The sequence below is a fragment of the Oenococcus kitaharae genome, from assembly GCF_025758695.1.
In the GTDB taxonomy this organism is placed as follows: domain Bacteria; phylum Bacillota; class Bacilli; order Lactobacillales; family Lactobacillaceae; genus Oenococcus; species Oenococcus kitaharae_A.
In genome coordinates this window covers 202296-213932 of the sequence record NZ_JANJQP010000001.1, presented here as the reverse complement: position 1 = coordinate 213932, position 11637 = coordinate 202296, and the positions used below count along the sequence as shown (strand labels likewise).

Here is an 11637-nt window from a genome sequence, read left to right as displayed (position 1 = left end):
ATCATCCTTTAGACTGGTTTAAAGCGTTCTGCAGAGACTTCGTAAATCCCTGCCAAGTCTCAGTTGCACCACTGACGGCCTGAATTTTAGACGAATTAGCCTGAACCGATTCACTCTCATAAGTTGGCAAAGCAATTTGGCTGACTCTTTGGTCGTGTGGATTGGTATTTGGGTATTCGAGCGTACTGACACTGGCAATTTTGCCGTTTTTAATTAAAACGCGCACCCGAACTCTTCCCCAGCGAATACGAACCGCACTGCCTGTATAGCTCCCATCTCGGTATGCACCTGAAGATGACGGCACTGTTGAACTGCCGCTGCTACTGCTGACAGACGATGATGAAGCTGGAACCGCCTGGCTATTAGTGTTTGCCTGTGTTGTCACCGTGCGGGGATCAGCTTTTTTAAAGAAGAGCAGATAGCCATCAATGGCAATGGCCACTGCCAAAATAATACTGATAATAAATGCAGTTAGTTTTTTTAACATGTTTAATTTCCTTCACTACTTTTTTAAACTATCCCTGCAAAATCAGTTCAAAAATTGTTCCATGCGGGTGATTATCTGAAATACGAATCTGAATGTTTTGTCGATCGGCCAGTTTTTTGACAATGGCTAATCCCAGTCCGGAACCAGGTACCTGATTGCTGTGCGAGGTATCGACCCGATAGAAGCGCTCAAATATTTTCTCTCGTTCCTGAGGCGAAATCCCCTGCCCCTGGTCAGCAACAGAAATATGTGTCTGGCCCTCTTTCTGCCAGGCAGAAATGGTGATCGTAGATTTCTTCGGACTATATTTGCTGGCATTTTCCAGTAAAGCTAGCAGGATTTCCCGCAATTGTTCCAAATCAGCCTTAACATAAATGTCTGTTGGAAAATCAGTCTTGATTGTTTGTCCAAATGCAGCATTATCGCTAATATCAGCCAGCAATGCGCCAATATCAACGAGTGTGATCTCCAATGGATTTCCTTGTGCATGCGATAAATTCAATAAATTTTCGACCAAATGCTGCATCCGTTGCGTTTCTGATGAAATATATTTCAGAGAATCAGCAATAATTTCCGGGTGTTGTTTCCCACGACGTGCAATCAATTTCAAGTGCCCATTAATAGCGGCAATCGGCGTTTTCAATTCATGAGAAGCATCGGAGACAAATTGCTTCTCCAACTTTTCCTTTTCTGATAAAGCGTCTAGCAATTGATTAAAGGAGCTTGCCAATTCATGAACTTCAATCGGCGTGGCTGGCTCTGGCAAACGGTAATCAGGTTCCTTGCCGTCCCCTGTCAGATCCTGGCTGTTGTGCTTGATAGCTGTGCTGACTTCACTCAACGAGCGCGTTAAAGACTGAGACAGCTGCCAAACACGCCAAATACCAAATATCAGCAATAAGGCAATCACGATCAGAACCGTACTCAAAGTAATCTTGATAATATCTACGACTTTATATAAATTAATCCAGACCGTGAAATGGTTGCCGTATTGAGTTGCACTTTGCGTGAAGTAGAAATGATATGAGTCAAAATCGTACCAGGTTCTCATATCCAGCAGATAGTGTTTTGAAAAAAACAAGGCGTGATGCTTTTTGTTAGCAACGCGGGCAGCATGCTCGGAATAAAAAACTTTGTTTGTGTGTGATTGAGCTTTGATAAAAATTGTTTCATTATCAAAAACGTTGTTTCGCATCCAAATCCGCCAGTCGTGAGCCGAATCAATATTTGTCTTTTGTAAACTTTGCAAATATTGGCTAGCCTCTTGAGACTGATTCTGTACCAACTGATAACCCAGCACAGCTGGCAACGAAACACCCATCCCCAGCGTAATCATGACCAGCAAAAACATATAAGAGGAGGTCATAATGGCCGCGCTGCTGTTCTTTAACGGCCTGATTTTTTCAAGAAAGTTCTTAAAAGATTGTCTGATTTTCGTCACTTTAATCTGCTCTCAACACATAACCAACACCGCGTACGGTTTGGATTAATTTAGGTTGAAAATTTTTGTCGATTTTTTGACGCAAATATCTGATATAAACATCTGCTGTATTGTATTGGCCGCCAAAATCTTCACCCCAAACATTGTCCAGCAGATTGTCCCGGCTAACCGCCTTGCCCACATTTTCAATCAGATAAGTCAGTAGCTGAAATTCTCTTTGTGTCAGGTTGATTGGCAATCCTGCACGAAATACACGATGCGCGTCTAGATCCAAAATTAGATCCGCCACCTGAAAACGCCGCTTAGCCGGCTGCTGCTCGCGTCTGAGCACCACTCGCAATCTTGCCAGCAATTCTTCAATTTCAAAGGGCTTGGTAATATAATCATCAGCACCTGAATCCAGGGCAGCGACTTTATCACCAACATCACTTTTGGCCGTCATCAGAATAATCGGTACTTGGCTTTTTGACTTTCTAATCCGTCGCAGCAATTCCAAGCCATTTCGGCGCGGCAGCATCCAATCCAGCAAAATGACGCTGACACGATCGGCATTCTGCTCAAAAATATCAAAGCCGCTTTCACCATCAGTGGCAGTCAATACATCATAGTCCTCAAACTGTAATTCAGTTTTTAAATAAGCGACAATTGCTTCTTCATCTTCAATGATTAAAATAACAGGTTTTGTCACAATCAACTCCTTTTATGATTTTAAATTATTTATCAAACAGAAATACGTTCTGATCTGCTTAAAGGTTTTAATCCTTGTTTTGTAAAGGCTGCCATGCCCAAAGCAAGCAGCACGCTAGCCAGAACGTCGCTAGGAAAATGAACCTGCAGATATATTCGGCTCAAGGCAATAATCAACAGCCAGATAATTAATCCTATCCTAGCCATTTCCCGCATGCGTTGTTTTTTCAAGTTCGCGACCATAAAGTGCCAAACAAGAAAGACAAACAAAGCAGTGCTGAAAACATGGCCAGAAGGAAATGAAAATCCAGTATCTTTGATCAGCATCGTCACAGGCCGCGGCCGCCTAACCAGTTCCTTTAATAAGAAACAAACTGCGTTGCCAGATAATAAGAGCATGCTTGCCCACACAGCCTCAATGTATCGCTGTCTGCGCCATAGTACAAAAACAATAATCAAAAACGACAAGATAATCGAAACAGGCGGGCAGCCAAAGAAACTGATCACGTTGACCATTTTAATCAACGATGGACTGTGATTAAAACTTATCAAGCGTATCCCCTGTAGATCCAGCTGCCTCAAAAGACGGCTCTGAGCCAGCACAGTCAGCATCAAAATCGCAAATCCGCCAAAACCGATTAATAATTGGCTTTTGTCAAGCCTTGTTAAACGGTCAATCATGCCGGCCGTCACTTTTAGCTGCTGCCAAATGTGCCCTGAGCTGTGCCAGAAAAATCGGCAAGAGAGAAATCACAATGATCGCAATCATCACAAACTGGAAATTATTCTTTACAACGGGGATGTTGCCCCAGAAAAAACCGCTGAGAGTCATGATTAAAATCCATGAAACGGCACCGATAATATTAAATTTAGAAAAACTGCGATACGGCATTCTGCTCATGCCGGCTGTAAAAGGCACAATCGTCCTCACAATCGGAACAAACCTGCCAAGGAAAATAGCTGCCTTGCCATATTTAGCATAAAAACGTTCTGAGGCTTTCAAACTTTTTTCTTTAATAAGCTTTTTTAGTCTTGGTGATTTCGTAATCCGTTGACCAAAATGCCGCCCTAATTCAAAGTTGACAAAATCACCGAGGATAGCCGCAATAATAAAACCACAGATGATCCCTGGCAAATTCAATCCACCATCCAAAGCGGCTAAACTTCCTGATAAAAATAAAATCGAATCGCCCGGTAAAAACGGCACGAAGACGAGACCTGTCTCGACAAAAATAATTAAAAAAAACAGACTGTAAATTAGTAGACTATATGGCCCCATCAAACCTGGGAGCAGCTTGTTAACATTTAGAAGATTTAAAAAAAGTGCTGTTGCCAATCGCAGTTACCTAACCTTTCGATCAATCAACTGATTGATATCTTCAGTCTAATGGGCCTAACACAGATCTTCAGCCGCTTTTAGCTGAAAGTTTCATGAGATTTTATCAGATTTACAATTTTTGTTGATCCAGCCAAAATCTGATAAATCATCAGCAGATTATAGGTGAAAAACCAGGCAGTAAAAGCTAGAATGTTCGTGAGTCAGAGATGGAACGTGAAAAAATTAAAAAAATCGATTATATTTTACTGATTATTTTATGCCTAGCAGCATTTCTTTATCTCTTTAATTTGAATCGCATTGGCAATGCCAATCCTTTCTATACAGCAGCTGTCGGTTCGATGTCGCGAAATTGGAAAGCCTTTTTCTTCTCTTCCTTTGATCCAACTAATTTTATCAGTGTCGATAAGCCCCCGGTAGCACTTTGGATGATGGTTTTGTCAGCCAAAATTTTTTCTTTATCCGGCTGGTCGACGGCTTTACCAAGTGTTTTATGTAGTCTAGGCAGCATATTTCTATTGTTCAAGATCGTTCAAACAACTTTTGGCAATCGTGCCGGGCATATTGCGGCATTGTTGATGACTTTGACGCCAATTGTGGTGGCCGATGCGCGAAGCAACAACATGGACGCTGTCATGCTTTTCTTCCTGCTGCTGGCAGCACGACTGCTTGAAAAATTTATTTTGCAGCATCATTTTATTAATCTTATAGCCGCATTTGCTTCAGTCGGCCTAGCATTCAACGTCAAAATGCTTGAAGCTTTTATGATCCTGCCGGCAATGCTTTTATACTATTGGCTAGCAACAAACAATCAGCATTTAAAGAAAAAAGTAGTCGAACTATTAGCAGCATTGCTGACCTTACTAACTTTTTCCTTTGCTTATCCGGTCACCGTGGACCATATTCCGCAAAGCCAGCGCCCTTACGTCGGTTCCTCACAGAATGATTCGATGACAAATCTCGTTTTTGGATACAATGGCAGCCAAAGATTATTAGGTCAGACCAGCGGCATTTCAGCCAGCCATAGAGGTATGAAAAACAGTGTTTTTACTGCTAGTAATTATCCAACATCGTTAAAAAAACAGTCGCCATTAAAAGTCTTGCAAAGATTAGGACATCCGGGAAACATTGGTCAACCCGGTCCATTTCGACTATTCGATCTTGCACTGGGAACACAAATCAGCTGGTTTCTGCCTCTAGCTCTTTTCGGCCTGTTAGCTGCAACGATCCAAGGCATTCGTCTATTTAAAGCCAACCAACGCAAGCTGACCCAAAAAGGTGCTCAGACCATCTTCTGGGGCAGTTGGCTAATTTCAATATCGGCTTTTTTCAGTGTGGCCGGATTTTTTCACCCCTACTACACGAATATTCTTGCACCTGCCATTGCGGCCTTAGCGGCAATCCTTTTTATATCAGCTGAAAAGAATCAATTACCTTTCGGAATTGTGAACAAAGCAGCCGCACATATCGCCATGGCAGGTATTTTTCTAGCGACACTACTGCTGCAGAGCTATTTTTCTTGGTACTATGCCCAGTTTTTCGTGGTAATTTTCTTTGTCCTTGCACTCATAGTGAGCTTGTTTTGGATTAAATTTCCTGATAGATATAAAAAAACATTTCAAATTGCCCTGTTTGTAGCCTGCCTAATTCCCGGTTTATGGTCGACAGTGCCCCTGTTTGGCACTTCAGCTTCTTTCCCGGCCGCAAGCCCACAGCTGCTTTTAAAATACCCGGCGGATCGATTAATCAGCACTTACCTGGACCCAAAAAGATATATCGGTATCTCCGCAAGGCGATCGCAAAAAGCCAACGAGGCACGTAAGGATCTACTATCTTTTTTGAAAAGCAGGTATTCAGAAAACAGACAGTCTCGATACTTGTTTGCTACGATTAACGCTCCTACGGCTGCGCCATTTATGATTCAGAGTCATAAAGCAGTCATGGCAATTGGCGGCTATAACGGCACAGATCCAGCCATTTCACTGGATCGATTTAAAAGACTCGTTTTCGAACATAAAATCAAATATTTTTATTTTGGCAGCAGTGGTTTGCGTTCCTTGGATCCAAAGAGTCAAAACGCCAAAATTGCCGATTGGGTTATTGACCGAGGACGAGTCATTAAATCTGTTTCAGACAACCACCGAGATCCGCAGCATAAAAACCAACTATATCAAATCAATCAGACTCGTGACCGGAAAGCACTTTAATCCTGTCAAGCGAGTAAACGACCGGCCTAGTGAACAACTTTTTTCAGAAAATGAATTGCCCGATGCAAGCATCGCTGTCCATTAGCAGTATTTAAATCCAGTTGATATTCATGATTGACTTTGCCATATTGCGATTTTGGAAAAAACAAAGATTCATGATAAATATTTTTCCGTCGCAGAACCTGAATCATTTTTCTAGCATGTGTCTCAAAGGAAGCCGTATTGCCATCCGTCAAAAAAGTTGCTGGATATTTTTTCGTAACGAAATCAACCGTAGATGCCTGGCGTGCTGCAGCAGATCGCTGCCAATTTTTCTGGCCGATATAGGCCCATCCAATATCATTTACATATTTTCTAAAACTCGCAGGCATGTTTTCAGAAAGGCTCTTCAAATCATAAGGACCGCAAAAAAGCAGTGCCGCTTTGATTGCTGAGGGCTTGATGAGCTGTTTCATATGCATTTGCCGAGCTAATTTAGAATTTGTCTGAATTGCTGCATACTGCGATGCGATTTGTGCACCTGCCGAATCTCCTCCGATAATAATGTTTTTCAAATTGATCACCTGATTGACACCTGTTTGAGATTCCAAAAAACGATAAGCCGCATCAGCCTGCCGTAATGGAACAGGGTAATGAAAATCCGGTGCCGTTGAATAATTCAATGAAACAAAACTATAGCCCTGGCTAGCCAAACTCGGTCCCCAATAATCCAGCATGGCCTTATCGCCACCAATAAACCCGCCACCATGGAACCAAATAATCGTTCCTTGGATCGTTTGTTTTTTAGGATAGTAAATGTCCATCTGCAACTTGCCGGTCTTTTTGCCAGTCAAATAGGTAATGTTCTTCAACGAGTTTGTCTTAGCCAATACTGTTTGAAAATCTTTCGGCTGTTTAGGATGTTCTTGAGGAATTGCATTCAATAACATCACAAAAGGCCGTGGGGATAACTGAAAAGCCAGCCAAACACAAGCGGCCAGCAGAACAATAGCTGACAGAAATGACAGAACTATTTTTTTCAACAAGGAATGAGACTTTTTATTTTTTTTGGGCATAGATTTATCGTAGTTCAAGTGCACAAAATTATGATCTCAATGTGAAAAAAACGAAAACACGAATTAAATGAGATTCTATCATAATATTCACAGGTCTTCTCCCTTCTTGTCAAACTATAATCTTCTAATGTAAATGACTCAGCTGAGATGTTAACTGACAAGTCTTTGCAAAAAAATATGACAAAAAACTCTTTAACACAATCCCTACAAAAGCTCATGATTCTCATACCGGCCTATAACGAACAAGAGGTCTTGCCCGAAAGCCTGCCGATCTTACAAAAGATTATCCAGCAGCTGATTGATCGGCGGCTGATTGCCTCGGATTCCGGCTTGATGATTGTCAGCGACGGCTCAACGGATCAGACCTGGTCTTTGATTGAACAAGCACATGAAGCCGATGCCCGAGTGATGGGTGTGAAATTCAGCCGCAACTTCGGCCACCAGAATGCGCTGATCGCAGGTTTGACCGTGATGTCTAAACAGCAGCTGGCTGATTTTGTGATCTCTATTGATGCCGACCTGCAAGACGACCCGCAGGCCATTTTCCAGATGGTCGAACAGTATCAGGCCGGCTCTGAGGTGGTCTTTGGCGTGCGCAACAACCGGGATTCAGACAGCTGGTTGAAACGCGTATCAGCTGAAGCTTTTTACAGCTTATTAGGCAGGCTAGGCGTCCATCTGGTGCCGGAACACGCGGACTTTCGTCTCCTAGGCCCGAAAGCCATCACAGCCTTTCTGCAGTACCAAGAGGAAAACATGTTCATTCGCGGCATCATCCCGCTGTTAGGCTTTAACAGCAGCCGTGTCTACTATGCCAGGCATAAGCGCCTGGCCGGCAAGTCCAAGTACCCGCTGTTTAAGATGCTGAGCTTTGCTTGGGACGGGGTGACCAGTTTTTCCATTGCTCCTTTACGGCTGGTCTTGAGTTTGGGTGTCGGCTTTGCCCTTTTCGGCTTCGTGATGCTGATCTATACCCTGGTGACCAAACTCAGAGGCGTGACAGCCGCCGGCTGGTCTTCTTTGATGATTTCCATTTGGATCGTCGGCGGCTGCCAGATGATGGCCATCGGCCTGACAGGCGAATACATCGGCAAGATTTTCTCCGAGGTCAAACACCGCCCTCGGTATACGATTGAAAAAAAATTGCTGAAATGATCTCTCTTTAACATAGCTCTGCGATTCAACAGAAATCACGGCGTTGAAATTATTAATCAGATGAAACAATCCCAGCAGGGATGATTAGATCTCAGCGCGAACAAAGATTTTTTCGTATAAAAAATGAGTGGGCATTATCCACTCATTTTTGTCAATAATGAAGCATCGCGATTAACGTTCAAATTTTTTCATTGAAGCAAATTTACGTCTCAGCATCCAGTCACTGATCGTGATCACAGCCGGAATAAACATCGGAATTGTCACAAAGGCCAGAATCAGCAATCCAGTAATGACAACAATCGGTACCTGAATCAAGGTCAGAATGCCTGACGGAATCATAGCAGCAAAAGTACCACCTAAGATGACGACAGCCGACATAACAACTTTGCCAAGACGGTTTGAAGCAGAAACCAAACGCTCGACCGTACTACCTCTTTCCTCGTTGAAAGCCATCATGACGAAAATGGCATAATCCACACCCAAAGCGATCAGCATGATAAAGCTGAAGAAAGGCACGTTCCAGGACAACATATTTCTTCCCAAAAGCATCTGACTGATTTTTTCACCGATACCCAGGGAAACGAAGTAAGTACCTGCTAGAGAAGCCACAATCGTGACAGCGTAAAGTGTGGAATGTGTAATTAAAATCATAACCAGCGTGATACCGATCAGCATAATGATTGCAGTCCGCAGAAAATCAGAAGTCGAAATCTGCTGGAGATCAAAATTCTGCATACTGGTGCCCGTGATCCCTACTTTTGCGTGGTCTAGTCCAGATTCACTGAGTGAACGAGCCGTTACTTGTTTGATATGATTGGCAACGCCAATGGCCGGATGAGAAAAAGGATTTAATTTCAAGATGACCGTTAACTGTGTGGTCTTGCGATCCGGGCTCATATATTGATCCAAAGAACGCTTAAAGGTCTTTGAATGGAGGACTGAATCCGGCACGTTCAACCAGTCGCTAGAAGAATTACCGACCAGCCCTTTAACATAACTTTGTCCCTGATTTAACCCTTGGCCGACCTGGTTAAGGCCATCAGACGCACGATCCAAACCATTTTTAAGCTCGCGGCTGCGTGATGCCAAACCATCCAAAGCCGTCTTCATCTGCTGCTGGCCGGCTTGAATCTGTGCTAAACCATTTGTTAAATCGTTCGTGCGAGAAGCAATTTCACCTGCGCCACTAGCTCCTTGCTGCATACCTGATGACAATTGGCCAGCCCCGGTGCGCATACGAGCGATGCCGGATTGCATCGCACCAAGGCCATTATCAACACGCGTCAATCCGTTCTTCAAATCATCGATCTGAGAACCCAAGCCACTTAATTGCTGTAATTGATTTGGGAAATCTGCAAATGCCTGATTAATACGCTCTGCTTGGTCCACTGGAAGTTGTCCTGAAAGCACCGCATTCTGAATGATTGGTGTCAAAACTGTTTTCATCGCATTCAGTTGATCAATCTGAGCTTGTACCTGTTCACGCGAAGGAACCTCAGTTTGGTTTAACTGCGCCAAAATCTGGTCGACACCGTTTTTCAGCTGATCTGTACTAGCAGATAAAGTAGCTAAAGCATCATTCAATTGATTAGCTCCAGCGGCACCACTGGCCAGGCGGGATTGCAGTGTGTTTAAAGCCGCTTGAAGCTGGTTAGCGCCAGTGCTTAATTGGCCTGTACCGTCAATCAGGCGCTGGACACCATTTGTGTTGGTCTGTTGGCGGCCAAGCTGGTCACTAGCATTTTTCAAGCCATTATTAATCGTTGAAACGCCAGTCCCGGCCTGACCAATGCCAGAATTCAAAGTTTTCAGCTGATTATTCACATAGAGCTGATTAATCCGATCGCCTAAAGGCCGTGTCACGCCCATGACCGCACTGACATCTTTGTCATGTTTTAACCTATTTTGCAGCATATCCAAGGCATACAGCTGCTGGTTATTATCCAAACGTTTATCGCCGGAAATAATCAAAGTCATCGGCGATGAAAAACCAGCTGGAAAATGTTTTTGAATCAGATTAATGCCGCGTTTGGATTCATATTGATTAGGAACTTCCCATAAATCGTTAAAGTTCAATCGATTGGAAAACATCATCGCCACAGGTACAGCAATAATAAGAGTGGCCAATGCAGTGATGACACTATGTTTGACAGCTGTCGAAGTCAGCTCCTGCCAAATCTTAGAACCGCCTTCGCCATCAAAATTCTTAGACGGCCAATATAATCCGTGGCCAAATAAGCTCATTAAAGCCGGTGTCAGCGTAATTAGTACTAGCAAGAGGATCAGAACAGAAATTGCGACAGCACTTGTAGCTTGATAGAGGCTGAATTTTGCCAAAGCCAGTGTCGAAAATCCGATCAAGACAGAGGAACCGGAGAACAGAATCGTTTTACCAGCTGAGAACAGTGTTTTAACTGCGATTTCATTCGTAGTCTTCTCGGGATTTAAGCCCAGTTCTCTTTTAAATCTTGTGTAAAAGAGGATGTTATAGTCCGTTCCAATCCCGAAGAGAACCACCACCATAAAGACTTGTGTGAAGTTTGAAAACGGAAAATTGTAATTCTGTACAAGATTTGTGACCAAAGAAAACGAAGTCAGAAAAGAAATACCAACTGTCAACAGGCTGATCACGGGAATGATTGGCGTTTTGAAAACAAGCACAAGGATGATCAAGATGAAGACGATGGCAATCACTTCTGTTTTTTTAACACCATCCTGCGTGGCTGAAGCAAAGTCATGATTCACAAGGCTGCTGCCCGTCATATTCAAGCGCAAATGGTCGGCCTTGAGCGCTTGCTTAATTGCCGCGCTTCGCTGACTAATTTGGTTTTGATTAGACTTCACTGAAATTTGTACCAGCATCGTCGTCTGATCTTTAGAAGTCAGCTGCTGGCGGACAGATTTGCCATCCAAAAGCGACGTAATAGCTGTGATATGATATTTAGCCCGATTCCGCGACACTTTTGTAACCGAGCTGCGAATCTCAGAAATCTGCCGTTTGGTTAATTTTTTGTTCGCGCCGCTATTATAAACTGCGATGATATCGCTGCTAACAGGTTCTCCTGGATTTAGTTTCTTCTGCAAACGACGGCCTTCAGAAACATTAGCCGATCTCGGTACAGTAATCTGCCCCTTGTTTTGAACCAGCTGAGACACATTTGGTAAAGCAAAAACAGCAACAACTGCCGCCAGAACCCAAAAGATAATAATAAAAATACGTGTTTTTTTTAAAAATCTTTCCATTTTACGCTCCAATAAATGAATGAATG

At 43.2% G+C, this 11637-nt stretch carries 9 protein-coding genes; 2 read left to right on the top strand and 7 right to left on the bottom strand.

Annotation, left to right across the window (positions count from 1 at the left end; genetic code table 11):
- Nucleotide 1: 1 nt before the first annotated feature.
- The 5 genes from NRF22_RS01125 to NRF22_RS01105 are packed head-to-tail and all read right to left on the bottom strand — an operon-like array spanning nt 2 to nt 3951.
- Entirely contained in the window at nt 2–487 is a 486-nt protein-coding gene (locus NRF22_RS01125; protein WP_263778793.1) for an FMN-binding protein, read from the bottom strand.
- 28 nt (nt 488–515) lie between these two features.
- Nucleotides 516–1928: a sensor histidine kinase gene (locus NRF22_RS01120; RefSeq protein ID WP_263778792.1), complete on the bottom strand. Its 1413-nt coding sequence runs from the start codon at nt 1926–1928 to the stop codon at nt 516–518.
- Nucleotide 1929: 1 nt separating this feature from the next.
- On the bottom strand, nt 1930–2616 hold the full coding sequence (locus NRF22_RS01115; RefSeq protein WP_263778791.1) for a response regulator transcription factor: 687 nt from the start codon (nt 2614–2616) through the stop codon (nt 1930–1932).
- A gap of 32 nt (nt 2617–2648) precedes the next feature.
- On the bottom strand, nt 2649–3308 hold the full coding sequence (locus NRF22_RS01110; protein WP_263778790.1) for a phosphatase PAP2 family protein: 660 nt from the start codon (nt 3306–3308) through the stop codon (nt 2649–2651).
- Nucleotides 3289–3951: a VTT domain-containing protein gene (locus tag NRF22_RS01105; protein ID WP_263778789.1), complete on the bottom strand. Its 663-nt coding sequence runs from the start codon at nt 3949–3951 to the stop codon at nt 3289–3291. Before NRF22_RS01105 ends, NRF22_RS01110 begins: the two co-directional genes overlap by 20 nt.
- Nucleotides 3952–4160: 209 nt before the next feature.
- On the opposite strand from NRF22_RS01105, the gene NRF22_RS01100 reads away from it, so the two are divergent.
- Complete coding sequence (locus tag NRF22_RS01100) at nt 4161–6158, top strand: ArnT family glycosyltransferase (RefSeq protein ID WP_263778788.1); 1998 nt, start codon at nt 4161–4163, stop codon at nt 6156–6158.
- Between the two features lie 26 nt (nt 6159–6184).
- Here the strand turns inward: NRF22_RS01100 and NRF22_RS01095 are convergent, their stop codons facing one another.
- The gene (locus tag NRF22_RS01095) at nt 6185–7213 is read right to left on the bottom strand and encodes an alpha/beta hydrolase (RefSeq protein WP_263778787.1); all 1029 of its coding nucleotides are present in this window, start codon (nt 7211–7213) and stop codon (nt 6185–6187) included.
- A 177-nt stretch (nt 7214–7390) separates the two neighbouring features.
- Here NRF22_RS01095 and NRF22_RS01090 point away from each other — a divergent pair, with 177 nt between their 5' ends.
- Nucleotides 7391–8368, top strand: coding sequence for a glycosyltransferase family 2 protein (locus NRF22_RS01090; RefSeq protein ID WP_263778786.1), 978 nt, complete (start codon nt 7391–7393; stop codon nt 8366–8368).
- A 171-nt stretch (nt 8369–8539) separates the two neighbouring features.
- Here NRF22_RS01090 and NRF22_RS01085 read toward each other — a convergent pair whose 3' ends face one another.
- On the bottom strand, nt 8540–11611 hold the full coding sequence (locus tag NRF22_RS01085) for an MMPL family transporter (RefSeq protein WP_263778785.1): 3072 nt from the start codon (nt 11609–11611) through the stop codon (nt 8540–8542).
- Nucleotides 11612–11637 lie beyond the last annotated feature (26 nt).

What these genes read in the sequence shown, in the direction of transcription:
- NRF22_RS01125 (WP_263778793.1), bottom strand. Translation starts at nt 487, where the DNA reads ATGTTAAAAAAACTAACTGCATTTATTATCAGTATTATTTTGGCAGTG.
- NRF22_RS01100 (WP_263778788.1), top strand. Translation starts at nt 4,161, where the DNA reads ATGGAACGTGAAAAAATTAAAAAAATCGATTATATTTTACTGATTATT.
- NRF22_RS01095 (WP_263778787.1), bottom strand. Translation starts at nt 7,213, where the DNA reads ATGCCCAAAAAAAATAAAAAGTCTCATTCCTTGTTGAAAAAAATAGTT.
- NRF22_RS01090 (WP_263778786.1), top strand. Translation starts at nt 7,391, where the DNA reads ATGACAAAAAACTCTTTAACACAATCCCTACAAAAGCTCATGATTCTC.
- NRF22_RS01085 (WP_263778785.1), bottom strand. Translation starts at nt 11,611, where the DNA reads ATGGAAAGATTTTTAAAAAAAACACGTATTTTTATTATTATCTTTTGG.